The sequence below is a fragment of the Microbispora sp. CA-102843 genome (assembly GCF_050936215.1).
In the GTDB taxonomy this organism is placed as follows: Bacteria; Actinomycetota; Actinomycetes; order Streptosporangiales; family Streptosporangiaceae; genus Microbispora.
In genome coordinates, this window is record NZ_JBNJNF010000001.1 from 3,344,820 (window position 1) to 3,368,629 (window position 23,810).

General features: G+C 70.6%; 21 protein-coding genes. 15 read left to right on the forward strand and 6 right to left on the reverse strand.

The genetic code is table 11. The annotated features are described in order from the left end of the window. The first annotated feature begins 82 nt into the window (after positions 1-82). The 15 genes from ACQEVJ_RS15760 (at position 83) to ACQEVJ_RS15830 (ending at position 15,134) form a co-directional block, all read left to right on the forward strand. On the forward strand, positions 83-553 hold the full coding sequence (locus tag ACQEVJ_RS15760) for a DUF948 domain-containing protein (protein WP_433101546.1): 471 nt from the start codon (positions 83-85) through the stop codon (positions 551-553). Then, positions 550-849 carry a hypothetical protein gene (locus tag ACQEVJ_RS15765; RefSeq protein WP_433101548.1) on the forward strand — a complete coding sequence of 100 codons (300 nt, stop codon included), beginning with the start codon at positions 550-552 and terminating at the stop codon, positions 847-849. The genes ACQEVJ_RS15760 and ACQEVJ_RS15765 overlap by 4 nt, the downstream gene beginning before the upstream one ends. Position 850: 1 nt before the next feature. Further along, positions 851-3,523: an alanine--tRNA ligase gene (alaS, locus tag ACQEVJ_RS15770; protein ID WP_433101550.1), complete on the forward strand. Its 2,673-nt coding sequence runs from the start codon at positions 851-853 to the stop codon at positions 3,521-3,523. Positions 3,524-3,530: 7 nt separating this feature from the next. Further along, positions 3,531-4,034, forward strand: coding sequence for a Holliday junction resolvase RuvX (ruvX, locus tag ACQEVJ_RS15775; protein ID WP_433101552.1), 504 nt, complete (start codon positions 3,531-3,533; stop codon positions 4,032-4,034). Next, on the forward strand, positions 4,031-5,065 hold the full coding sequence (mltG, locus tag ACQEVJ_RS15780) for an endolytic transglycosylase MltG (protein WP_433101554.1): 1,035 nt from the start codon (positions 4,031-4,033) through the stop codon (positions 5,063-5,065). The genes ruvX and mltG (ACQEVJ_RS15780) overlap by 4 nt, the downstream gene beginning before the upstream one ends. A 251-nt stretch (positions 5,066-5,316) precedes the next feature. Continuing rightward, positions 5,317-6,456 (forward strand): endolytic transglycosylase MltG, encoded by a 1,140-nt coding sequence (gene mltG / locus ACQEVJ_RS15785; RefSeq protein WP_433101556.1) that lies wholly within the window; start codon positions 5,317-5,319, stop codon positions 6,454-6,456. Beyond that, entirely contained in the window at positions 6,453-7,286 is an 834-nt protein-coding gene (locus ACQEVJ_RS15790; protein WP_433101558.1) for a shikimate dehydrogenase, read from the forward strand. The genes mltG (ACQEVJ_RS15785) and ACQEVJ_RS15790 overlap by 4 nt, the downstream gene beginning before the upstream one ends. A gap of 184 nt (positions 7,287-7,470) precedes the next feature. After that, positions 7,471-8,148, forward strand: coding sequence for a translation initiation factor IF-3 (gene infC / locus ACQEVJ_RS15795; RefSeq protein WP_433101560.1), 678 nt, complete (start codon positions 7,471-7,473; stop codon positions 8,146-8,148). A gap of 141 nt (positions 8,149-8,289) precedes the next feature. Next, a complete protein-coding gene (rpmI, locus tag ACQEVJ_RS15800) occupies positions 8,290-8,484 on the forward strand; it encodes a 50S ribosomal protein L35 (protein WP_030504936.1) in 195 nt (64 codons plus the stop codon). A 22-nt stretch (positions 8,485-8,506) separates the two neighbouring features. Next, entirely contained in the window at positions 8,507-8,887 is a 381-nt protein-coding gene (gene rplT, locus ACQEVJ_RS15805) for a 50S ribosomal protein L20 (protein ID WP_433101562.1), read from the forward strand. A 68-nt stretch (positions 8,888-8,955) separates the two neighbouring features. Beyond that, complete coding sequence (locus ACQEVJ_RS15810) at positions 8,956-9,789, forward strand: TrmH family RNA methyltransferase (protein ID WP_433101564.1); 834 nt, start codon at positions 8,956-8,958, stop codon at positions 9,787-9,789. 96 nt (positions 9,790-9,885) lie between these two features. Beyond that, on the forward strand, positions 9,886-10,980 hold the full coding sequence (locus ACQEVJ_RS15815; protein WP_433101566.1) for an ATP-binding protein: 1,095 nt from the start codon (positions 9,886-9,888) through the stop codon (positions 10,978-10,980). Positions 10,981-11,089: 109 nt separating this feature from the next. Next, positions 11,090-12,190, forward strand: a complete 1,101-nt coding sequence (gene pheS, locus ACQEVJ_RS15820) for a phenylalanine--tRNA ligase subunit alpha (RefSeq protein ID WP_433101568.1) — start codon at positions 11,090-11,092, stop codon at positions 12,188-12,190. Then, positions 12,190-14,760 (forward strand): phenylalanine--tRNA ligase subunit beta, encoded by a 2,571-nt coding sequence (locus ACQEVJ_RS15825; RefSeq protein ID WP_433101570.1) that lies wholly within the window; start codon positions 12,190-12,192, stop codon positions 14,758-14,760. Before pheS ends, ACQEVJ_RS15825 begins: the two co-directional genes overlap by 1 nt. Positions 14,761-14,888: 128 nt before the next feature. Further along, positions 14,889-15,134: a hypothetical protein gene (locus ACQEVJ_RS15830; protein ID WP_433101572.1), complete on the forward strand. Its 246-nt coding sequence runs from the start codon at positions 14,889-14,891 to the stop codon at positions 15,132-15,134. An 8-nt stretch (positions 15,135-15,142) separates the two neighbouring features. On the opposite strand, the gene ACQEVJ_RS15835 is transcribed toward ACQEVJ_RS15830, so the two are convergent. The 6 genes from ACQEVJ_RS15835 to ACQEVJ_RS15860 all read right to left on the reverse strand — a co-directional run bounded on the left by ACQEVJ_RS15835 (position 15,143) and on the right by ACQEVJ_RS15860 (position 23,808). After that, complete coding sequence (locus ACQEVJ_RS15835) at positions 15,143-18,322, reverse strand: penicillin acylase family protein (protein ID WP_433101574.1); 3,180 nt, start codon at positions 18,320-18,322, stop codon at positions 15,143-15,145. Between the two features lie 186 nt (positions 18,323-18,508). Next, positions 18,509-19,120, reverse strand: coding sequence for a Uma2 family endonuclease (locus ACQEVJ_RS15840; RefSeq protein WP_433101576.1), 612 nt, complete (start codon positions 19,118-19,120; stop codon positions 18,509-18,511). 144 nt (positions 19,121-19,264) lie between these two features. Further along, positions 19,265-20,299: a polysaccharide deacetylase family protein gene (locus tag ACQEVJ_RS15845; protein WP_433101578.1), complete on the reverse strand. Its 1,035-nt coding sequence runs from the start codon at positions 20,297-20,299 to the stop codon at positions 19,265-19,267. A gap of 209 nt (positions 20,300-20,508) precedes the next feature. Then, positions 20,509-21,822, reverse strand: a complete 1,314-nt coding sequence (locus tag ACQEVJ_RS15850) for an MFS transporter (RefSeq protein ID WP_433101580.1) — start codon at positions 21,820-21,822, stop codon at positions 20,509-20,511. Positions 21,823-22,035: 213 nt separating this feature from the next. After that, a complete protein-coding gene (locus ACQEVJ_RS15855) occupies positions 22,036-23,121 on the reverse strand; it encodes a polysaccharide deacetylase family protein (protein WP_433101582.1) in 1,086 nt (361 codons plus the stop codon). A 321-nt stretch (positions 23,122-23,442) separates the two neighbouring features. Continuing rightward, on the reverse strand, positions 23,443-23,808 hold the full coding sequence (locus tag ACQEVJ_RS15860) for a nuclear transport factor 2 family protein (protein WP_433101584.1): 366 nt from the start codon (positions 23,806-23,808) through the stop codon (positions 23,443-23,445). Positions 23,809-23,810: the final 2 nt, after the last annotated feature.

The window sequence follows — 23,810 nt, forward strand, 5'->3', positions numbered from 1 at the left end:
TGTGTGTGGTGCGGAACGGCGGGCAGGGCGTTCGCGGTAAGGTCTTGCCATTCCAGCTCCGTTGATCTAGGGAGATCGGCACATGCTTACCGCGGGAGAGCTGGCGGGCCTCGTGGTCGCCATTTTCTGGGTGATCCTGGTCTGCTTCATGGTCGTCGTACTGGTCAGACTGGCCAGACTGCTGACCGAGACCCGCAAGTCGGTGGCCGAGCTGAGCGACCGCATCGCCCCCCTCCTCGACGACATGAGCCAGACCGTCTCCGAGGCCAACCGGCGGCTGGTGGCGGCCGAGGAGATCACGGACAACATGCGTGACGTCAGCGGCAACATGGTCAAGATCACCGGGGTGGCGTCCACGCTGTTCGCCGGTCCGGTGCTCAAGATCTCCGCATTCCGGGACGGCTTCCGCCTGGCGCTGGCCCGGCGCGCCGCCCGCAGGGCCCCGGCCCGGAGGGTCGCCCGCGGCGGCCCGCGCACCGGGGACAGGATCAGCGAAAGGCACGCGGCCGAGCGCGCCGTGGAGCGCCGGGCGATCGGGAGGGGACGCGGATGATCCGACGGCTCTTCTACATGTCCCTGGGCGCGTTCCTCACGGTCTGGACCATGCGTAAGCTTCAGACGTTGCGGCCCGACCACGTCGCCAGGCGCACCGCCGACCGCGCGGTGACCCTCGCGGACCAGCTCAGGGACTTCGCCGGCGAGGTGCGCCACCTGTCGGCGAGCAGGGAAACCGAGTTGCGTGCCGAGTTCGGACTCGACACGGTTGATGGAACCACCACAGGCAAGACCACCACAGGCAAGACCACCACAGGCAAGAACAGAATCTACGACGTAAAGGACGGCCGCTGAAATGGAGTCGGCAGAGATCGCGCGCCGCTTCCTGCGCTTCTTCGAGGAGCGCGGGCACACAGTCGTGCCCTCGGCCAGCCTGGTCGCCGAGGACCCGACACTGCTTCTCGTGAACGCGGGGATGGTCCCGTTCAAGCCCTTCTTCCTGGCGCAGCAGACGCCGCCGTACCGGCGGGCGACCAGCGCGCAGAAGGTCATGCGCACCCTCGACATCGACGAGGTCGGCAAGACCACCCGGCACGCCAGCTTCTTCCAGATGCTCGGCAACTTCTCCTTCGGCGACTACTTCAAGGAGCAGGCGATCCCGTTCGCCTGGGAGCTGCTGACCCGGCCCGAGTCCGACGGCGGCTTCGGCTTCCCCGAGGACCGCCTGTGGGCGACCGTCTACCTGGACGACGACGAGGCCCAGGACATCTGGCACCGCAAGGTGGGGCTGCCGCTCGACCGCATCCAGCGCCGCGACCTCGCCGACAACTACTGGCACATGGGCGTCGCCGGGCCCGGCGGGCCGTGCTCGGAGATCTACTACGACCGCGGCCCCGAGTACGGCCGCGAGGGCGGGCCGATCGCCGACGAGAACCGCTACCTCGAGGTGTGGAACCTCGTCTTCATGCAGTTCCAGCTCAGCAAGGTCCGCAGCAAGATCGACTTTGACGTCGCGGGCGAGCTGCCGGCGAAGAACATCGACACCGGCATGGGCCTGGAGCGCATGGCGGCCATCCTGCAGGGCGTCGACAACATCTACGAGATCGACACGACGTACAAGATCCTCGACACGGCGGCCGAGCTCACCCGGTCGCGCTACGGGCGCGACAAGCGCGCCGACGTGTCGCTGCGGGTGATCGCCGACCACATGCGGGCGGGCGTCATGCTCGTCGGCGACGGCGTGCTGCCGTCCAACGAGGGCCGCGGCTACGTGCTGCGCCGCATGCTGCGCCGCGCGATCCGCAACCTCCGCCTGCTCGGCGCGGGCGAGGAGCGGCACCTGCACGCGCTCACCGCCGTCACCATCGACGTGATGGGCGAGCAGTACCCCGAGCTCAAGGCCGACGCCGCCAACATCCACACGGTCGTCGACGCCGAGGAGGCGTCGTTCCTCGGCACGCTCCGCACCGGCACGGCGATCTTCGACGTCGCCGTGGAGGAGACCAAGCGCAAGGGCGTCGCGACGCTCAGCGGCGACCAGGCGTTCCAGCTCCACGACACCTACGGCTTCCCGATCGACCTCACCCTGGAGATGGCGGCCGAGCAGGGCCTCCAGGTGGACGAGGAGGGCTTCCGCCGGCTCATGAAGGAGCAGCGGGACCGGGCCAAGGCCGACGCCGCGGCGAAGAAGACCGGCAACGCCGACATCTCGGTGTTCACCGGCATCCTGGAGAAGGCCGGGAAGGTCGACTTCCTCGGCTACGACCACACCACCGCCGAGGCGAACGTCATCGGCCTGCTCGTCGACGGCGCGTCCGTCCCGGCGGCCGGCGCGGGGACCACGCTGGAGGTCGTGCTCGACCGCACCCCGTTCTACGCGGAGGGCGGCGGTCAGCTCTCCGACCAGGGCCTGATCCGCACCGGCGGCGCGGAGATCGAGGTCGTGGACGTCCAGTCGCCGGTGCCCGGCCTGGTCGTGCACCGCGGCAAGGTGCGCACCGGCGAGGTGCGGGTCGGCGACCAGGCGCAGGCCGACATCGACCTGGAGCGGCGCCGCGCGATCTCCCGCAGCCACACCGCGACCCACCTGGTCCACCGCGGGTTCCGCAACGCCCTCGGCGAGTCGGCGGCCCAGGCGGGCTCGGAGAACTCCCCGGGCCGCTTCCGCTTCGACTTCACCGCGGCCGGGGCGGTCTCCCCGTCGATGCTGCGCGACGTCGAGGACGAGGTGAACGCCATCCTGATCAACGACCTCAAGGTCAACGCGTTCTACACCAGCCAGGCGCAGGCCCGCGCGATGGGCGCGCTCGCGCTGTTCGGTGAGAAGTACGGCGACGAGGTCCGGGTGGTCGAGGTCGGCGACTACTCCCGCGAGCTGTGCGGCGGCACGCACGTGGCCAGCTCCGGCCAGCTCGGCCTGGTGAAGGTGCTGGGCGAGTCGTCCATCGGCGCCGGCGTGCGCCGCGTGGAGGCGCTCGTCGGCATCGATGCGTTCCGGTTCCTGGCCCGCGAGAGCGTGCTGGTCGCCCAGCTGAGCGAGCAGCTCAAGACCCGCCGCGAGGAGCTGCCCGAGCGCATCGAGGGCATCGTCACCCGGCTGCGCGCCGCAGAGAAGGAGCTGGAGAAGCTCCGCTCCGCCCAGGTGCTCGCGGTGGCAGGCGAACTGGCCGCGCAGGCCCGCGACGTGCAGGGCGTCTCCGTGGTGACGCACCGCGCGCCTGATGGCACCTCCGCCGACGACCTGCGTAAACTCGCCCTCGATGTGCGCGGCAGGTTCCCTGGCGACCGCGCCGCGGTCGTCGTCGTCTCCGGCGCCCCCTCCGACCGGCCGGTCGTCGTCGCCGCGGTCAACGAGGCGGGACGCGAGCGGGGCCTGAAGGCGGGCCGGCTCGTCGGCGTGGCCGCCAAGGCACTCGGGGGTGGCGGTGGCGGCAAGGACGACGTGGCCCAGGGCGGCGGCACGCGGCCCGAGGCGATCGGCGACGCGCTTCGCGCGGTCGAGGAGGCCATCTCCTCCGCGGTGGCGTGAGCGGCCGATGAGGCACGGCGTCAGGATCGGGGTCGACGTCGGCTCCGTCCGCATCGGCGTGGCCCGTAGCGACCCGTCGGGTCTGCTGGCCACGCCGGTGGAGACCGTACGGCGTGGCCGGGGCGACCTGGCGAGGATCGCGGAGATCGCGGCCGAGCACGAGGCGATCGAGGTCGTGGTCGGGCTGCCCACGTCGCTGTCGGGCAAGGAGAGCCACGCCGCCGGGGCTGCGCGCGAGTTCGCCGCGCGGCTGGCGCCCAGGGTGGCTCCCGTTCCGATCCGGCTCGTGGACGAACGGCTCACCACGGTCAGCGCCCAGCAGGGCCTGCGTTCCAGTGGTGTGAAGGCCCGCAACCAGCGTGACGTGATCGACCAGGCGGCGGCCGTCGTGCTGCTGCAGGCCGCGCTCGACGGCGAGCGGGCCACCGGCAATCCCCCCGGCAGACCTCTCGAACCACCGCGGCCCGGCACCGGGCCCGGTGAGGAAGCGAGCGGCGGGACCGCACGGTGAGGCGGACCGCGGCCGCCGTGGCCGGGGGGCTCGCCCTGGTCGCGGTGGCGGTGGCGTACGGCGTGCACCAGGTGATCGGGCAGTCCGGCGAGGCTCCCGACTACTCGGGCGGCGGCGCGGGGTCGGTCACGATCGAGATCACGCCGGGCGCGAGCGCCGCCGAGATCGGCCAGACGCTGGAGAAGGCCGGCGTGGTGGCCAGCGCCCAGTCGTTCGTCGAGCAGGTGATCACGCGCTCCAAGGAGAGCGGCCTGCACCCGGGCCGTTACACCCTGCGGCGCCGCATGGCCGCCGCCAGCGCCCTCGATCTGCTGCTCGCGCCCTCGAGCAGGGTCGTGCAAACGGTCACCGTGCCCGAGGGGCTGCGCACGAGCGAGGTGCTGCACACGCTCGCGAGCGGGACCGGCATCCCCCTGAAGGACTTCACCGAGGCGGTCGCCCAGCCCCGGCGCCTGCGCCTGCCCGCGTACGCCGAGGGGGCGGCCGAGGGGTTCCTGTTCCCTGCGACGTACGAGATCGAGCCGGGGATGACCGCCATCGATCTGCTCAGGAAGATGGTGGCCCGGTTCCGCGTCGCCGCCGTGAAGGTGAAGCTGGAGGAACTGGCGCCGCGCGTGCGGCTCACGCCCAAGCAGGCGGTGACGGTCGCCAGCATCGTGCAGGCCGAGGGCGGCGTTCCGGCCGACTACCCCAAGATCGCCAGAGTGGTGTACAACCGTCTCGCGCGCGGCGCGAAGCTGGAGATGGACAGCACGGTCAACTACGCGCTGAACCGCCACACCCTCAAGGTCAGTATGGAGGACACGCGGGTCGACTCGCCGTACAACACCTACGCGCGCCCCGGGCTGCCGCCCGGGCCCATCGGCAACCCGGGGGAGAGCGCGCTGACGGCCGCCCTCCACCCCGCCGAGGGCGCGTGGTACTGGTTCGTCACCACGGATCCCCGGCGTAAAATCACCAAATTCACTGACAAAGAGGATGAGTTCAGGAAATATCGGGAGGAGCTGAACAGGTATCTCGGGACGAACTGATCGCCTCCCGGGGCATCCGCGCGGCGCCGTGCCGCGGGTGATTCCGGAGCGCGATCAGGTGCGTCGCACGGCCCCGCCGCCCCCGGGCGGGGCTCGACATATCGGGGACGCCCCCCGCAGGACCCCCTTTGCCCCGATTCCCCCTTGCCCCGATTTCCCCCCTGCCCCGAATCCCCTCGGTCTGGCACACTCGCTTGACGGGAGGCCTCTCGTACCGAGAGATTGGCCAGCGCACTATGAATGATCTGGACATGGACTTCCTGCTCGGCGCCGAGGACGACGACGGTTCTCCCCGGCGCCGGCCCTCTGGTAGCCGGACCCAGCAGCGACGCAGCCGCAGACGCCGCAAGAAACAGCGGCGCAAGGGCAGGGTCGCCACGCTGTTCGCCGTCGCCATCATCATCGGAGTCCTCGGCGGCCTCGGCTACTTCGGATTCACCTGGGCGCGCAGCGTGATGATCCCCAAGGACTACACCGGGGAGGGGCGCGGGGAGGTCGTCGTCGAGATCGAGGAGGGCGAGAGCGCCACCGACGTCGCCCAGATGCTGGAGGACGAGGGCGTCGTGGCCAGCGCGCGGGCGTTCATCAACGCCATCGGCGCGGCCGGTAAGAGTTCCTCGCTCCAGCCGGGCCAGTACGAGATGCGCAAGGGCATGTCCGCCGCGTCGGCCCTGACCCTGCTCGACCCCAAGAACCGGATGCTCAACCGGCTGACCATCCGCGAGGGGCTGCGGCTCAGCAAGATCTACGAGGAGCTGTCCACCGCCACGGGCAAGCCGGTCGACGACTTCAAGAAGGCCGCCCGCACCGACATCGGGCTTCCCTCATATGCCAAGGGCCGTCTTGAGGGCTTCGCGTTCCCGGCGACGTACGAGATCAGCAGCAAGCTCACCCCGCAGCAGATCCTCACCAAGATGGTCGACCGGTTCAACCAGACCGCGGATCGGGTCGACCTGGAGGGCCAGGCGAAGCAGCTCGGCTTCACCGCCAAGCAGATCATGACTATCGCCAGCATCATCCAGGCGGAGTCCGGCAGCGCCGAGGACATGCCGAAGGTCGCCCGGGTCATCTACAACCGGCTGACCTCCAACCCCCAGATGAAGCTGGGCATGGACAGCACGGTTATGTACGGCCTGAACAAGTACGGCATCGCGGCCTCGCACGCCGATCTGGAGAGCACCTCGCGGTACAACACGTACAAGTACTTCGGCCTGCCGCCCGGCCCGATCAGCAACCCGGGCGACCACGCGATCGAGGCCGCGCTGCATCCGGCGGACGGCAACTGGCTGTACTTCGTGACGGTCGACCCCAAGCGGGGCATCACCAAGTTCACCGACAAGGAGTCGGAGTTCTGGAAGCTCCGCGAAGAGTTCAACAGGAACAACAAGTGACCACGACCCGGGCCGCCGTCCTCGGCTCCCCGATCGCCCACTCGCTGTCCCCGGTGCTGCACCGGGCGGCGTACGCGGCGATGGACCTGCGCGACTGGCGCTACGACGCGATCGAGTGCGCAGAGAACGAGCTGGCCGACCTGGTCGGCGGGCTCGGCCCGGAGTGGGCGGGGCTGTCGCTCACGATGCCGCTCAAGCGCGCCGTGCTGCCGCTGCTCGACACAGTGTCCGACCTCGCCGTGGCGGTCGGCGGGGCCAACACGGTGGTTTTCCGCGACGGCGCGCGGCACGGCGAGAACACCGACGTGCACGGCATCGTCCAGGCGATCGCGGAGGCGGGCGTGCCCGCGCCGTCATCCGCGGTCGTCCTCGGCGGCGGCGCCACCGCGGCCTCGGCCGTCGCCGCCCTGCGGGAGACGGGCCTCGCGGAGGTCACGCTGGTCGTGCGCGACCCGGGCCGCGCGGGAGAGACCCTGCGGGTCGCCGACCGCCTCGGCACGACGGTGACCGTGCGCTCCTTCGACGACTTCGACCCCGCGGCCGACCTGGTCGTCTCCACACTGCCGTCCGGCGCGGCCGACGCGCTGGCCGAGCGGGTCGCGGCCCGCCTGCCCGAGAAGGCGGCGCTGTTCGACGTCGTCTACGCGCCCTGGCCGACGGCGCTGGCCGCGGCCGTAGGGGCGCGGGGGCGCACCGTGATCGGCGGCTTCCCGATGTTGCTGCACCAGGCGGTGCGGCAGGTCGAGCTGATGACCGGCCGCGCGGACGTGCCGGTGGAGGCGATGCGCGCCGCCGGCGAGGCCGAGATCGCGCGGCGCGCGGCCTCGTGAGCGGCGCCGGGGCGGCCCCGGAATACACCGGGAGACCTTCGTGTTTGTGGTAGCGTAGGAACTCGATCGGTCCGGCATGAGCTGGACGCGCAAGCGGAGGTCCTCCTCCCACCTGCTCCGCCGAAAGGCGGACGGGTTTCAGGATCACACCGGAGTTTTCGGCAGGAGAGCTCAGTGACCCCGCATGCGTGCCGTGCGGGGTTTTTGTTTTGTCCCGCGCGGTCGAGACAAGCGGAAGTCTTTTGGAGGTCCCATCAGCACCGAGCCCCGCATCAACGACCGTATTCGCGTGCCCGAGGTGCGCCTCGTCGGCCCGAACGGCGAACAGGTCGGCATCGTCTCCATTGGCGACGCGCTCAAGCTGGCGCAGGAGAGCGATCTCGACCTGGTGGAGGTCGCGGCCACGGCCCGCCCGCCCGTCTGCAAGCTCATGGACTACGGCAAGTTCAAGTACGAGTCGGCCATGAAGGCGCGCGAGGCCCGCCGTAACCAGGCGCATACGATCATCAAGGAGATCAAGCTCCGGCCGAAGATCGACCCGCACGACTACGAGACCAAGAAGGGTCACGTCGTGCGCTTCCTGAAGGCGGGAGACAAGGTCAAGGTCACGATCATGTTCCGGGGTCGCGAGCAGTCCCGGCCAGAGCTGGGCTTCCGGCTCCTGCAGCGCCTCGCTGAGGACGTCACCGACCTGGGGTTCGTCGAGTCGCAGCCGAAGCAGGACGGTCGCAACATGATCATGGTGATCGGGCCGCACAAGAAGAAGGCCGAGGCGAAGGCCGAGAAGGCCGCCGCCAAGGCCCGCGGCACCGACGAGCTGGAGGCGGAGCCCGCCGAGGAGCAGGCCGCCCAGCCGCAGTGACGCCCGCCTGAACCACCAGGCGGGGCGCCGCAGACGTACACGGAAACCGAGACCGGGACGGTCTCGCGGAGTAAGACAGGCCGCTGGCCCGGGTTACCGGCCCGGGCCGTCGGCACGGACGAAAGAGGAGAGACGGCTGAGATGCCGAAGATGAAGACGCACAGCGGTGCGAAGAAGCGGTTCCGGCTCACCGGATCCGGCAAGGTTGTCCGCCGCCGCGCCAACCGGCAGCACTTGTTCGAGCACAAGCCGTCCACTCGCACGCGCCGTCTCGAGGGTGTCGTCGTCATGTCCGACGCCGACACCAAGAAGATCAAGAAGCTGCTCGCGAAGTAACGACCCGGGGAGATAGAACAACATGGCACGCGTGAAGCGGGCGCTCAACGCCAAGAAGAAGCGCCGGGTCGTTCTCGAGCGGGCGAGCGGTTACCGCGGGCAGCGGTCGCGGCTCTACCGCAAGGCCAAGGAGCAGATGCTCCACTCGATGACCTATGCGTACCGGGACCGCAAGGACAAGAAGGGCACGTTCCGCCGGCTGTGGATCCAGCGGATCAACGCCGCCGCCCGCGCGAACGGCATGACCTACAACCGGTTCATCCAGGGCCTGCGCCTGGCCGGCATCGAGGTGGACCGCAAGATCCTCGCGGACCTCGCGGTGAACGACAACCAGACCTTCGCCACGCTGGTCGAGTCCGCCAAGAAGGCGCTCCCGTCCGACGTGAACGCGCCGGTCGCCTGACACCTGCTCAAAGACGAGGGCCCGCCGCCTGCGGCGGGCCCTCATCCACGTCGAGGGGACAAGCGGGCATGGCGGAGCTCACCAACATCAAATCGCCGCGCGTCAAGGCGGCCCGCAGGCTGACCAAGCGCGCCTTCAGGGACCGCGACCGGGCGTTCCTGGCCGAAGGGCCGCAGGCGGTCCGCGAGGCCCTCGCGCTCAAGGACGTCACGGTCGAACTGTTCGCGACGGTCGAGTCGGAGACGCGGCACGCCGACATCGTGGCCGCCGCCGTCGCGGCGGGCGTCCCGGTGCACCGCGCGAGCGGCGAGGTCATGTCGGAGCTGACCCAGACGGTCACCCCGCAGGGCCTGCTGGCCGTGTGCCGGTTCGTGCACGTCCCGCTGGCCGAGGCGGTGCCGCAGGGAGCACGGCTGGTGGCGATCCTCGCCCACGTGCGCGATCCCGGCAACGCGGGCACGGTCCTGCGTACGGCCGACGCCGCGGGCGCCGACTCGGTGGTGTTCACCGACGCCTCGGTGGACCCGTACAACGGCAAGTGCGTGCGGGCCAGCGCGGGCAGCCTGTTCCATCTGCCGGTCGTGACCGGCACTCCCGTGGCGGACGCCGTACGGCACGCGCGGGAGGCGGGGCTGCGCGTGCTCGCGGCCGACGGCGCGGGCACCCGGACGCTCGACGAGGTCGCCCTGGACGTGCCCACCGCATGGCTGTTCGGCAATGAGGCGTGGGGGCTGCCGCCCGAGCTCCTCGCGCTGGCCGACGAGGTGGTGCGCGTCCCGATCTACGGACGGGCGGAGAGCCTCAATCTCGCCACCGCGGCCGCGGTCTGCCTGTACGCTTCCGCGCGCGCTCAGAGGCAGACCTTACAATCCGTGGAAGATCCCACTACCCCCGCGCTCTGAGGCTGCTGCCGAGCCCGGGAAACCCGCTATTGTCGGCGAAGGAGTCGCGCAGGACGCGGCGGCGCGCGCAGTTCCGGAGCTCGAGGAGGCGGTCTCGTGCGAGGTGACGACACCCCCGGCGGCACCCCTGAGGGGGACGCCGGAGGGCGGGCGCGCATCGACGTCGACGACCTTCCCGACGGCCTCGTCGCCACCGACGCCGACGGTGTGATCCTGATGGTCAACCGGGCCGCCGAGCGGCTGACCGGGGTGACTCATGAGGCGGCGGTGGGCAGGCTCATCGGCGACGTGCTGCCGATGCGCGACCAGGACGCCCGCGACTGGTGGAAGTGGCTCGACCCGCAGGGCGGGCTGTCCACCCGCAGCCGTCAGCCGGAACGGCCGCTGCACCTGCCCGGCCGACAGGAGATGCTCGTCGCCGCGCGCTTCGTCCGCACGCCGCCGCGCGGCGGGCGCGTGGAGCGCGTGGTGATCACGCTGCGCGACGCCTCGGCGCGCGCCCGTATCGAGCGCAGCCGCGCCGACCTGGTCTCGACCGTGGCCCACGAACTGCGCTCGCCGCTGACCAGCGTCAAGGGGTTCACCGCGACACTGCTGGCCAAATGGGAGCGCTTCACCGACGCCCAGAAGCGCGTCATGCTGGAGACGGTCAACGCGGACGCCGACCGGGTGACCCGGCTGATCACCGAACTGCTCGACGTCTCGCGCATCGAATCGGGCAGGGTGGAGATCCACCGCCAGATCGTGGACGTGCCGGCCCGGGCCCGCAAGGTCATCGCGGGCCGGGTGGCGGCGGGGGAGCCGGAGGACCGCTTCCGGCTCGAGGTCCTCGGCGAACTGCCCGAGATGTGGCTCGACCAGGACAAGATTGACCAGGTTCTCGCGAACCTGGTGGAAAACGCGGTGCGCCACGGACGCGGTACGGTGACCATAGTGGTGGAGCCGGTCGAATGGGGAGTGGCGGTGTCGGTGCGGGACCAGGGTGAGGGCGTGTCGCCCGAGCTGGTCGGCCGCGTCTTCCGCCAGTTCTGGCGAGGCAACGGCCGCCGCCGCGGGGGGACCGGCCTCGGCCTGTTCATCGTGAAGGGCCTCGTCGAGGCCCACGGCGGCACCATCAGCGTGCAGCGCGCGCCCGGCGGCGGCGCGGAGTTCCGATTTACCTTGCCCACCGGCACCCCTGACTTCGCCTGAGCCTTTTCCACAGGCCGATCGCGCGGAGGACGGCCCGGTGGGCTGATCGGACTAAACTGACCACGCTGAGCGCAGGGCGCTCGCAGGCCCCTGGATACGGAGCTCTCTCTTGTCGAACACCTATGACCCGGTCGAGGTGACGCCGCTGCACGCCGACGAGGTCGCGCGGGCGCAGGCCGACGCCCTCGCCGCCATCGCCGCGGCGCGCGACCTCGACGATCTGAAGCAGGCCAGGCTCGCGCACGTGGGCGACCGCTCGCCCATCGCACTGGCGAACCGTGAGATCGGCGCACTGCCGCCCGCCGCGCGCGCCGAGGCGGGCAAGCGGATCGGCACCGCGCGCAAGGCGATCGGCGAGGCGCTCGCCGCCCGCCAGGCCGAGCTGGAGGCCGAGCGGGACGCGCGGGTCCTCATCGAGGAGACCGTCGACGTCACGCTGCCCTGGGACCGGGCGCCGCGCGGCGCCCGGCACCCGCTGACCACCCTGCAGGAGCGCATCGCCGACGCGTTCGTGGCGATGGGTTACGAGGTGGCCGAGGGGCCCGAGCTCGAAGGCGAGTGGTTCAACTTCGACGCGCTGAACATCGCCCCGGACCACCCGGCCAGGTCCGACCACGACACGTTCTTCGTGGAGAGCGTCGACTCCGGGAAGGTGCTGCGCACCCAGACCTCGCCGGTGCAGATCAGGGCCCTGCTGTCGCGCCCGCTGCCCGTCTACGTGGTGTCGCCGGGCAAGACCTTCCGCACCGACGAGCTGGACGCCACGCACACGCCGGTCTTCCACCAGGTCGAGGGCCTGGCGGTCGACAAGGGGCTGACGATGGCCCACCTGAAGGGCACGCTCGACCGGTTCGCCGAGGTGATGTTCGGCGCGGGGATCACCACCCGCTTCCGGCCGCACTACTTCCCGTTCACCGAGCCGTCGGCCGAGCTCGACCTGCGCTGCTTCGTCTGCCGCGGATCGTCGGCGGTGCCGGGCAACCCGCCCTGCCGCACCTGCAAGTCGGAGGGCTGGATCGAATGGGGCGGCTGCGGCATGGTCAACCCGCGCGTGCTGCTCGCCTGCGGCGTCGACCCCGCCGTCTACTCGGGATTCGCCTTCGGCATGGGCGTGGAGCGGACGCTGATGTTCCGCCACAACGCCGAGGACATGCGTGACATGGTCGAGGGCGACATCCGGTTCACCCTGCCGTTCGGGATGGAGGTCTGATGAAGGTCCCGCTTTCATGGCTGCGGGAGTACGTCGATCTCCCCGCGGTCACCGCCCAGGAGGTGGCCGACCGGCTCACCGCCGCCGGCCTCAAGCTGGAGGCCATCCACTCGCACGGCCACGAGATCAAGAACGTCGTGGTCGGCCGGGTCCTCGAGATCGAGGAGCTGACCGGGTTCAAGAAGCCCATCCGGCACTGCAAGGTCGAGGTGGGGGAGGCGACGCCGCGCGAGATCGTCTGCGGCGCCACGAACTTCTCCGAGGGCGCCGTGGTCCCGGTCGCGCTGCCCGGCGCGGTGCTCCCCGGTGGTTTCGAGATCGGCTCCCGCAAGACCTACGGGCGCCTCTCCGACGGCATGATCTGCTCGGAGGCCGAGCTCGGCATCGCCGAGTCCTCCCCGGGCATCCTGCTGCTGCCGCAGGACACCCCGATCGGCGCCGACGTGGTCGAGCTGCTCGGCCTGCGTGACGATGTGCTCGAACTGGAGGTCGCCACCGACCGCGGATACGCCCTGTCGATCCGCGGCGTCGCCCGTGAGGCGGCCACCGCGTTCGGCGTGCCGTTCCGCGACCCGGCCACGACCGAGGCGGAGTACGGCGGCGGCGAGTCCTGGCCCGCGTCGATCGCCGATCCCACCGCCTGCGACCGGTTCGTGCTGCGCACGGTCACCGGCTTCGACCCGGCCGTCGAGTCCCCGCTGTGGATGCGGGTGCGGCTGACCCGCGCCGGCATGCGCTCGGTCTCGCTGGCCGTCGACATCACCAACTACGTGATGCTGGAGCTCGGCCAGCCCCTGCACGCCTTCGACCGGTCGCGCCTGTCCGGTCCGATCGTCGTACGGCGGGCCCGGCCGGGGGAGACGCTGGAGACGCTCGACCACGTGGTGCGCAAGCTCCACGATGAGGACATCCTCATCACCGACGACTCGGGTCCGATCTCGATGGCCGGCACCATGGGCGGCCTGCACACGGAGATCTCCGAGGTCTCGACCGACATCGTCATCGAGGCGGCGCACTTCTCCGCGACCGGCATCGCCCGCGAGTCCCGGCGGCACAACCTCGTGAGCGAGGCGTCCAAGCGGTTCGAGCGCGGCGTCGACCGCGAGCTGCCCCTGGCCGCGTCGTGGCGTGCCGTCCAGCTCCTGGTCGAGCTGGGCGGGGCCGTCGCCGATCCCGGAGTGACCCACGCCCAGGTGGAGGTCTCGCCGGTGCGGATCACCATCCCGGCCGACCACCCCAGCCGTGTGGCGGGCGTGACGTACGAGCGGGAGAGCGTGATCCGCAGGCTCGAGCAGATCGGCTGCGTGGTGACGGAGGGCGCCGCCCCCGCGGCCACGGCCGGACACGGCGTCGCGGCCACCGGCGTGCTCGCCTCCGGCGACCTCGCCGACCGGCTGGCCGTGCACGGCGACGACCTGATCACGGTCACCCCGCCGACGTGGCGCCCCGACCTGACCGACCCGAACGACCTCGCGGAGGAGGTCATCCGGCTGGAGGGGTACGACCGCATCCCGTCGGTCCTGCCGCCCGCTCCGGCCGGTGGCGGGCTGACCGAGGCGCAGCGGCTGCGCCGCCGGGTGGGCCGTGCCCTGGCCCAGGCGGGGTACGTGGAGGTGCTCGCCTACCCGTTCATGGGGCCGCGCGACCTCGACAACCTGCTGCTGCCCGAGCAGGACCCCCGCAGACGGGCGACCAGGCTGGTCAACCCGCTCAGCGAGGACGAGCCGTACATGCGGACCACGCTGCTGCCGGGCCTGCTGAAGACCCTGGTGCGCAACGTGGGCCGCGGGTTCGCCGACGTGGCGCTGTTCGAGTCCGGGCTGGTCTACCGGCCCGAGCCGCAGGCCCCCGCGACGGCTCCGGTCCTCCCGGTCGACCGCAGGCCCACCGAGGAGGAGCTGGCGGCGATCGAGACGGCGCTGCCGAGGCAGCCGCTCCGGGTGGCCGTGGTGCTGGCGGGAGAGTTCGAGCGCTCCGGCTGGTGGGGTGAGGGCCGGCAGGCGTCCTGGGCGGACGCCGTCGAGGCGGCCCGCGCGGTCGCGCGGGCGGCGGGCGTGGAGCTCGGCGTCCGGGCCGACCAGCACGAGCCGTGGCATCCCGGGCGGTGCGCCGCGCTGACCGTCGCCGACGCGGAGACCGGCGAGCCGGTGCTGGCCGGTCATGCCGGTGAGCTGCACCCGCGGGTCGTCGAGGCCTACGGGCTGCCGCCGCGCACCTGCGCGATGGAGCTGGAGCTGTCGCTGCTGAGTCCCGCCGGGCCGGTGCAGACGCCCGGTGTGTCCGCCTACCCTGTGGCCACGCAGGACGTGGCGCTGACCGTCGCAGACTCCATCCCGGTCGCCGAGGTCGAGGCCGCCCTCAGGGCGGGGGCGGGCGAGCTGCTGGAGTCGATCAGGCTGTTCGACGTCTACACGGGCCCGCAGGTGGGCGAGGGCAACAAGTCCCTGGCGTACACGCTGCGGTTCCGGGCGTCCGACCGGACGCTCACGGTCGAGGAGACCACGGCGGCGCGTGACGCCGCCGTCGCCCTCGCCACAGAGCGCACCGGAGCTCAGCTCCGCGGCGCCTGAGCGTGATCGCCTGAGCGGGTGCCGGCACGGTGTGTATGAACGCCGGTGTGAATGAACACCGGATTGAATGAACACCGGATTGAATTAACACAGTGCCGGCACCCGCGGTCGTCTCTCCCGGAGGAGCGGTGCGTCACCTGCTGGTTTTCCCCGAGCGGGACAGCGCGGAGGAGTCAGCCGAGACCGTGGCCGAGCTGTTCCCGGCACTCGGCGTCCCCACCGTCGTCCGTGAGCTGCTCGCGGGCGAGGACGACGCCGAGGACGCCCAGTGGGTGGTCGTCGTGGACGATCTGGACGGCGCCCTCGGCCCGGGCGACCTCTCCCGGCTCGACGCCCTCGCCGAGGAGGGCGAGGGCTGGCGCGAGCCGGGCTGACCGTCCTCCTATCTGCCGTACACCTCCAGGGAGTACAGCGAGTAGCCGTAGCCGGTGGCGCGCTTGACGCCCTGCATCCGCACGTAGCGCGTGCTGACCGGTGCGAACGTGACGTTGTCCACGCCGCCGTCGCCCGTGGTCGTCTGCGCGACGGTGGTCCACGTGGAGCCGTCGGGCGAGGTCTGGATCCGGTACGACGAGCCGTAGGCCGCCTCCCAGCGCAGGATCACCCGTCCCACGGTCTTCGCCGAGCCGAGATCGACCTGGACGTACTGGTTGTCGCTCCACCCGCTGGCCCACCGGCTGGCCGGATCCCCGTCCACGGCCTTCGCCGCGCTGTTGGAGCCCTGGGTGCTGGACGCGCTCGCCGTACGGCCCAGCGCGAGGTCGGCCACGTCGTCGCCGCGGTGCGCAGGGAACGAGACGACCTGCTGGTAGGTCGGCCGGTTCTGCCAGGAGATCAGCGAGTGCTTGACGCCGCCGAGCGGCGACTGCCGGACGGCGTCGGCGCACCACTGGTCGCCCGCCGAGCAGGAGTCGTCACCCGGATAGGTCGTCGCCGCCGGCTCCGCCAGCGCCGCCGACAGGCTGTCCAGCAGGACCGTACGGCAGGCCGCCACGGTCGCCCCGCAGTACTTCGCCGGCAGGGGAGCGGCCACAGGGTCGCCCAGCACGGCCCGGATGTCCTTGTCCACGTAGCCCCACCAGCCGTACTGGAACGACGACCCCTTGTGGGCCTGCGCCTCGTTGGCCGAGCCGGGCAGTGAGGAGACGTCGCCCTGCTGGTGCCCGGACGGCGACTCGTTGATCTGCAGTGCGTTGACCAGCGACTGGTAGAGGCCGTCGCCCAGCCCGGACCGGAACTGCGCCCGGACCAGCTTCGGCCACCACGCGTCGAAGATCCGGATGGCGTCGGCGTGCGTGTAGGTCTTGCTGCCCTTGGCGGTCTCCTCCCGCTTGGCGCCCGCGCTGGCCCAGGCGGACAGCTTGGAGACGGCCGAGGCCAGGGCGGGGTCGGAGACGGACACGCTGTTGATCACGCGCAGCAGCTTCGGCAGCACCTTCCACCCGCGCAGGTCGGTCGTCGCGGCCGACGCCATGATCTTCACGACCCCGGCGCGATCGAGGGTGCCCGAGGACAGGGCCGCCTTGACCGGGGCGTCGAGCAGGTCGGCCCGGTGGACCGGCCCGAAGCTGAAGTTGCCGTCGGCCGCGCCGAAGTCCTTGGCCTGCTTGTTGTTCCAGCTCACGAAGTAGTCCTGGTTGGTCGCCTGCGGGTGGGCCGAGGGCGGGATGTAGGACGCCGTGTTTGCCGCCGGGTCGAAGCCGCTCCACTCGTGCGCGGCGTCGCCCGCCATGGGCAGGTTCGGGTCGGACACCGCCGACCGCACGGGGACGTTGCCGGACATGAAGTACGCCGCGTCGGAGGAGTTCACGTAGAACCAGTTGAACGCGAAGCCGATGGTGGAGGCCGAGTTGCGGAAGGCCGCCGCCGAGGCCATCTCGGCCGGGTCGTTGAACATCTGGAAGCCGATGGCGGAGTCCGCCTCGTGCTGGTAGGTCGAGCGCAGCGCGGTGAACGCCGTCGGCACGCCGCCGACCGTGCCCCGCCAGGTGACCAGGCCATACTTGGTCCGCTTGATGACCAGGTCGTACGATCCGGCGGCGGTGGAGTCGGCCGTGTTGGGCTTCCAGGAGTTGGTCTTCTTCAGCGTCTCCATGGCCGTGCAGGTGCCGTGGTAGAGGTAGTGGTCGCTGGAGACGGTGGGCGTGCCGCCGTTCGGGTCGCACAGCGTCACGGCGTACGTGTCGGTGATGTCCTCGGCGGCGGAGGTGGCGCTCCAGGCGTAGTCGGTGCCGCGTCCGAGCAGCACGTAGAGGTTGAGCCCGGCGAAGGCCGCGCCGCGCGCCCGGATGCCGGGCCCGGACAGCTCCTCCAGCATGAGCAGTTGCGGCGCGAAGTAGCCGGTCTGCGGGCCGAACACGGCGATCGGGTGGCCGCCGGTCGCCTTGGCGGCCGAGACCACGATGGCGTTGGACATGTCCGGCTTGGAGTTGTCCACGGTGAGGCCGGTCAGCGCGCTTTTGACCTGCGTGGTCGCGGACGTCGCGGTGCCGGTCTCGTTGGCCGTGATGTCGACCGGCACGGTCGCGCCGGCGTCGGGCAGCACCACCCCGGTCGCGCCGGCCGGGGCCGCCCCGAAGGGGAAGCTCTGCCCGCTGTGCAGGGTCAGCACGGTCTCCGGGTCGTTCTGCGAGCGGAAGGCCGCCCAGACCCGGTCGCCCTCGGCGGTGCCGTACTTCGCCCGCGCGGCCACGCGTACGAGGGCGGACTGCATCTCGGCGCCGCCGCCACCGCCGAACAGGCCGCCGATCACGCCGGAGATCGCGATCAGGTCGGTCATCCGGAAGTCCTCCGGGCCGCCCTTGTTCGTGATCGCGTCGAGGTGGCCGGTGAGCACGTACTCACCCGGGCAGTCGCGGCTGGCCATGCAGTGGTCGATGTACGCGTTGATCCCGGAGACGTAGTTCTGCACGTCCGCGTAGAGCTGGGCGCCCCGGGAGCCCGCGCTCTTCAGCCGGTCGATCTGGGCCTGCAGGTCGGCCTCGGTGTAGGGGGAGTTGCGCCAGACGCTCTGCTCCAGCTCCCTGTTGCCCGCCGCGCCACCGGCGAACGGCGTCAGCTCGCCACGGCCGACGTGGCGCATGAGGTCCATCAGCCACAGGCGGTCCTGCGCGCCGGCGTATCCGGCGCCGAACATGGTGCCCTCGCGGGTGGTGCCGGTGACGTGCGGGACGCCGGTCGCCTTGTCGCGGACGATGGTGACGTCCGAGCGCGGGCTCACCGTGCTGTCGACCTGGTTCGCCGGCACGCCGAACGAGCTGTCGTTGAAGAACGCGGAGATCTGCTCGTCGGTCAGGCCGCTGTAGCCCGAGATCAGGTCGGCGTACTTGCCGAGCTGGTCCTTGCTGTGGGCCGGGTACGTGCCGAGGGCCTGGTTGCCCAGGATGTCCACGAGTGTGGCGTTGCCGTTCTGGCCGGGCGGCAGGATGTCCGCGCACTGGCCCAGGCAGTAGTCGTCGGGTGGGTAGTAGGGGGCCGCGGCGGCCGGCGTCGCCGGCAGGCCGACGGCGACGAGGGCCAGCGCGGCGGCAGCGGTGATCGCCCGTCGAAGGCGCGCGTGCATGGGGAAACTTCCCTTCGCGGTGTCGGGGGGTGAAGGGACCGAGGTTGGTGCTGTTCACGCGCGTGAATGTGAGCGGTGCTCAACTCTCTGGACGATACGCGCGGGTAACCTGAGGATCAATGGGTGATTCCTCGCGGGTGGCGGCAGCCCCGTATCCGCTCTGCCGCCTGCTCGTTAAGGCGAAGCTCAGAGAGCGTCGAGCTCGGTGAGGTCGATGTCGATCTCGAAGGGCACCGGCAGCTTGAGCCGGTCGTGGTAGATCCCGGTCAGCGCGTACGACGCGGTCGCCGGGTCGAGTTCGTAGACGTAGACCGTGGGCCGCCCGGCCTGGTTCTCGATTCGCCAGAAGTGGGCGAGCCCCGCCTCCGCGTAGAGTTGCGGCTTGCGCTTGCGGTCCCGCTCCTCCGAGTCCGGCGAGACGACCTCGACGACCAAGAGCACGTCACTCGCCTCGTACGAGGTCTCACTCGTCCCCTGCGCTGCCTCGGCGCGAAGGATCACCAGATCGGGCTCGGGCCTTTGGCGAAGCCCGAGGACAACACTCATCTCACGGCGCACGCGCAGGTGGGCGGGGCAGAACCGGCGCAGTTCCCGCTCCAGCAGGAACAGCATGAGGCTGTGAAAGGAGGCTTGGGGGCTCACGAAGACCAAGCTTCCATCAATCAACTCTGTGTGCGCAGGAAGTTGCGGCATGTGATCGAGGTCGGTCGCCTTGAAGCCTTCCACCGGAGGGAAGATCCAGTTCGGGAGACCGTGCGTGTCACTCAATGGCGCTTCGCTCCATGCCTCTGCCGTCATGCGCTCACCGTAGCAACGCATGAGCGCCTCGCGATGTCTTTCCCCGCTGGCGCGGCGCCGGAACACTCCTACGTTCGCAGAGCGACGTGCAGACGACAGGAGGTGCGGCGCTCCCCCGGAAGAGCGCCGCACCTCGGTGTGGGGTCAGCCGACCCGGCAGGAGACGGACGGCCAGGTCCAGTTGCCGTTGTGCTGGATGGTCACGCCCCAGTTGTTGCCGCTGCCGTTGGGCTTCGCGGTCAGCACCTGGGCGCTGGGATAGCTGGCGCTGATGTTCCAGGTGGCGATGATCTTCGCTGGGGACGGCACGTTCATCGTCACGGTCCAGTTGCTCGAGCCGCTGACCGAGACGTTGAGGTTGTACCGGTCGCTCCACTGCTGACCCGCGGACAGCGTCGCGGTGCAGCTGCCCCCGCCGGGGTTTGTGGGCGTGACGGTCGGCTGGCCGGTCGGGCCGCCGCTGCCGCCGTCGGGGGCCACGGCCCGCCCGGTGGACGGCGAGATCATGCCCGCGCACAGGTTGCGGCTGCGGAGGTTCGCCGCGATCTGCGAGATGGCGGCGACGGTGGTGGCGTACTGGTCGTGCATGAGGATGATCTGGCCGTTCTGGAGCTGGCCGGCGGCCTGCACGATCTGGGCGGTGCTGGCGCCGTTCCAGTCCTGGGAGTCGACGTCCCAGATGATCTCCTTGAGGCCGAGCTGCTGCTCGATCGACTTGAGGGTGGAGTTGGTCTCCCCGTAGGGGGGCCGGAACAGTTTGGGCGCGGAGCCGGTGGCCTGCTGGATGGCCTGCTGGGTCTGCTGCAGCTCCGACTGGATCTGTGAGCTGCTCATCTGGGTCAGGTGCGGGTGGGTCCAGCTGTGGTTGCCGACCCACATGCCCGCGTCCACCTGGGCCCTGACCAGGGACGGGTTGTTCTGCGCGTTCTGCCCGATGTTGAACATGGTGGCCCGCAGGCCGTTCGACCTGAGGGTGTTCAGCAAGGTGGTGGTGTTGCTCGGGTTGGGTCCGTCGTCGTAGGTCAGGCCGACGTATCCGGCGCTGCAGTCGGCCGCGCTCGCGGGCGCGGCGGACAGGGCCACGGCGGCGAGCGCCGCGGTGAGCACGCTCGCGATCGCGGTGGCGAGAGTCTTGCGTAAGCGGGGACGTCTTCCGATGGGCACGGCGCTGTCGACCATGTCTGCTCCTCCAGTCGGGGACCCTGATCGGGCATCGGGGACAGGCCCGGCGGTGTATCGCCATGCGGGGAAGGCGCCGCCCGGCCCGGGGTTCGCCGGGACATCATTCTGTGAAGCGCCGTTGAAACATGTCAAAGGATCAGTAGAAATATTTCAGTTTGATGAACCGATCAAGTATGCGTCGCCCTGCCGAAACGCCGATGAACATTTCACGCCGTCGTGGACTCCGGCCGGCGGAGGGCGAGCGCGTGCTCGTCGGTCCGCGCGTCGTACCGGCGGAATCTGGGCAACGCGGCCGCCATCACACCGACCGCGCCCACGCAGAGCAGGCCGCCCACCCCCAGGGAGAAGCGGGCACCGCCCAGCTGGGCCATGAACCCGGCCCGCGCGTCGCCCAGCATCGGCCCGGTCGAGTAGGACAGCAGTTCGATGCCGGTCAGCCGTCCGCGATAGGAGTCCGGAATCGTCTGGTTCCAGATGGTGCCGCGGAACAGGCCGCTCACCATGTCGGCGCCGCCGGCGACGGCGAGGAACAGGAAGACCAGCCAGATGTCCGGCATCAGGGCCGCGAGCGCCACGGCGACGCCCCACAGGGTGGCCGAGACGATGACGGCGAGCCCGTGCCGACGGACGTGGGCCGTCCAGCCCGAGGTGAGTGAGGCGATCACCGCGCCCACGCCGCCGGCCGCGTACAGCACTCCGACAGCCTCGGACGCGCCGAGGTTCTCGGCCAGGAAGGGGAACAGCGCGGTGGAACTGGCGAAGGCCATCGCGGCGATGTCCACGAGGTAGGTGCCCATCAGGTCCGGCCGTCGCAGCGCGTACCGCACGCCTTCCAGCAAGGAGCGCAGCGACGCGGGGGTGGGCTCCTCGGCGCGGGAGACGGCGCCGACCCTGACCAGCAGCGCGAGGGACAGCAGGAACGTGGCGACGTCGACGCCGTAGGAGGCGGCCGGACCGAGCGTGGCCACGATGAGACCGCCCGCGGCCGGTCCCGCGATCATGGCGCCGTTGCGGACCAGGCCCTGCAGGGCGAACGCCGCGGGCATCCGGTCCAGCGGCAGCACCCGATTGATCATCGCCTGCTCGCTGGGCGAGCGTATGCTGCCGAGCCCGGCGGCCAGCGCCCCGGCGGCGTACAGCACCCACACCTGCGGCCGGGGGAGTAGCGCGTTGACGAGCAGGAGCACCGAGGACAGGCACAACCCCAGCTCGCTGAGGATCACGATCCTGCGCCGGTCGCGCGCGTCGGCGATCGCACCGCCCCACAGGCCGCACACCACCATCGGTACGAACTCGGCCATGCCCACCAGGCCCACCGCGACGTAGGACTCGGTGAGCTGCTTCATCTGGTACGGCACGGCCACGGTCGTGATGACCGTGCCGAGCATCGTGATCAGCCCCGAGCCGAGCAGGAGGCGGAAGTCGCGGAACTCGCGCAATGGGCTGAGATCCAGCCTCAGCCGCCGGGCGAGGGATTTCAGGGAGCGATCAGCGCTTTCGGCCACGACGAGCCATCTCAACGATCCACCCCTGCGAGGGCAACTGCTTTTCCCTCCTCACCGGGGGGCCGGTGCCGAGGCCTGCCGGCGGGCAACGCGCGCGTGATGCTCTCGCGCCGATTCGGTTCGAGCCGCGGCCGGGAACGCGACGGCCGTACGGCGAGGAGGTCGTCCCCTCCCGCCGTACGGCCGTTCGGTCTCTCCGGTATCAGGGGCGTGCCGTCGAGGTGTCCGTCAGGACGCGCTGCAGGTCAGCGTCGGCGTGGCGGCGGTGCCGTTGGCGACGAAGCCGAAGGTGGTGGAGGCGATTGCGCCCAGGCTGCCGTTCCATGACTCGTTGCGCACGCTGACGGAGGAGCCGGAGCCGGACTGGAGGCCTCCCCACAGCTGGCTGATGGACTGGGAACCGGGCCAGCTCCAGGTCACCGTCCAACCTCTGATCGCCGAACTGCCCGCGCGCACCGTCACATCGGACTGGAACCCGCCGGTCCAGGAGTTCACGGTCTGCATCGTCGCGGTGCACCCGCCCGATCCCGGCGGAGGCGTGAGCGTGGGAGTGGGGCTTGGGGACTGCGGGTTCGACGGGGACGGAGAGACGGGGCCGCCGCCGTCGGGGGCCACGGCCCGCCCGGTGGACGGCGAGATCATGCCCGCGCACAGGTTGCGGCTGCGGAGGTTCGCCGCGATCTGGGAGATGGCGGCGACGGTGGTGGCGTACTGGTCGTGCATGAGGATGATCTGGCCGTTCTGGAGCTGGCCGGCGGCCTGCACGATCTGGGCGGTGCTGGCGCCGTTCCAGTCCTGGGAGTCGACGTCCCAGATGATCTCCTTGAGGCCGAGCTGCTGCTCGATCGACTTGAGGGTGGAGTTGGTCTCCCCGTAGGGGGGCCGGAACAGCTTGGGCGCGGAGCCGGTGGCCTGCTGGATGGCCTGCTGGGTCTGCTGCAGCTCCGACTGGATCTGCGAGCTGCTCATCTGGGTCAGATGCGGGTGGGTCCAGCTGTGGTTGCCGACCCACATGCCCGCGTCCACCTGGGCCCTGACCAGGGACGGGTTGTTCTGCGCGTTCTGCCCGATGTTGAACATGGTGGCCCGCAGGCCGTTGGCCTTCAACGTGTTCAGCAGGTTCGTCGTGTTGCTCGGGTTGGGGCCGTCGTCGTAGGTCAGGCCGACGTAACCGGCGCTGCAGTCCGCCGCCTGCGCGGCCGTGGCGGACAGGGTCACGGTCGCGAGCGCCGCGGTCAGGACGCCCGCGAGCGCCGTGGCGAGCGTTCTGCGTAAGCCTGCACGTCTGGCGGTGGGCACGGCGCTGTCGGCCATGTCTGCTCCTCCGATCGGGGGGAGGGCCGGGCGGCGCGAATCGCCGGTAGGGGAGCGCCGCCCGGCCCCGGGGTTCGCCGGAGGATCATCTTTGAAAACGGCTCTGAAACATGTCAAAGATAAGCTGAAAAGTTTCGGCCTCATTAACCGATAAAGGACGGTTTGTAATGCTGAAACACCAATGAACTTTTCATGCCTTTGCGGATTGCATCCGGCGAAATCCGCACGACCGGCAGCGCGAGGAACGCGGCGACGTGGTCGGCCTTCCGGAGCCGCCCGGGAGCGGAAGTCCCGGCCGGACTCCGGAGCCCGGGAGCACGATCAGGCGGGAACCTTGTCGAGGAAGCCGTACACGTTCCGGATCCGGCCGTCCTCGGCGAGCGCCACGACGTCGAAACCGATCACGACGGGCTCGGCCGCGCCTTCCGGACCCAAGTGCCAGGTGAAGCGCGCGGTGTCGTGGTGGCCGTCCGCGGGCCCGCCCAGGGTGAAGACGAACCCGGGGAACATCTCCTGCGCCCCGGCGATCACCGCGGCGATCTCGTCGTGCCCGGCGACGGCGGCCAGCGGGTCGGTGTAGCCGCCGTCCTCGGTCCACAGCTCCGCCACCGCCTTCGCCCTGGCCTCGGCGTCGCGCTCGTTCCAGGCGGCGATGTAACGCTCGGCCAGGGCGGTGTAGTCGGTCATTG

What these genes read in the sequence shown, in the direction of transcription:
- ACQEVJ_RS15760 (WP_433101546.1), top strand. Translation starts at nt 83, where the DNA reads ATGCTTACCGCGGGAGAGCTGGCGGGCCTCGTGGTCGCCATTTTCTGG.
- ACQEVJ_RS15765 (WP_433101548.1), top strand. Translation starts at nt 550, where the DNA reads ATGATCCGACGGCTCTTCTACATGTCCCTGGGCGCGTTCCTCACGGTC.
- alaS (WP_433101550.1), top strand. Translation starts at nt 851, where the DNA reads ATGGAGTCGGCAGAGATCGCGCGCCGCTTCCTGCGCTTCTTCGAGGAG.
- ruvX (WP_433101552.1), top strand. Translation starts at nt 3,531, where the DNA reads ATGAGGCACGGCGTCAGGATCGGGGTCGACGTCGGCTCCGTCCGCATC.
- mltG (WP_433101556.1), top strand. Translation starts at nt 5,317, where the DNA reads ATGGACTTCCTGCTCGGCGCCGAGGACGACGACGGTTCTCCCCGGCGC.
- infC (WP_433101560.1), top strand. Translation starts at nt 7,471, where the DNA reads ATGCGTGCCGTGCGGGGTTTTTGTTTTGTCCCGCGCGGTCGAGACAAG.
- rpmI (WP_030504936.1), top strand. Translation starts at nt 8,290, where the DNA reads ATGCCGAAGATGAAGACGCACAGCGGTGCGAAGAAGCGGTTCCGGCTC.
- rplT (WP_433101562.1), top strand. Translation starts at nt 8,507, where the DNA reads ATGGCACGCGTGAAGCGGGCGCTCAACGCCAAGAAGAAGCGCCGGGTC.
- ACQEVJ_RS15810 (WP_433101564.1), top strand. Translation starts at nt 8,956, where the DNA reads ATGGCGGAGCTCACCAACATCAAATCGCCGCGCGTCAAGGCGGCCCGC.
- ACQEVJ_RS15825 (WP_433101570.1), top strand. Translation starts at nt 12,190, where the DNA reads ATGAAGGTCCCGCTTTCATGGCTGCGGGAGTACGTCGATCTCCCCGCG.
- ACQEVJ_RS15835 (WP_433101574.1), bottom strand. Translation starts at nt 18,322, where the DNA reads ATGCACGCGCGCCTTCGACGGGCGATCACCGCTGCCGCCGCGCTGGCC.
- ACQEVJ_RS15840 (WP_433101576.1), bottom strand. Translation starts at nt 19,120, where the DNA reads ATGACGGCAGAGGCATGGAGCGAAGCGCCATTGAGTGACACGCACGGT.
- ACQEVJ_RS15845 (WP_433101578.1), bottom strand. Translation starts at nt 20,299, where the DNA reads ATGGTCGACAGCGCCGTGCCCATCGGAAGACGTCCCCGCTTACGCAAG.
- ACQEVJ_RS15855 (WP_433101582.1), bottom strand. Translation starts at nt 23,121, where the DNA reads ATGGCCGACAGCGCCGTGCCCACCGCCAGACGTGCAGGCTTACGCAGA.
- ACQEVJ_RS15860 (WP_433101584.1), bottom strand. Translation starts at nt 23,808, where the DNA reads ATGACCGACTACACCGCCCTGGCCGAGCGTTACATCGCCGCCTGGAAC.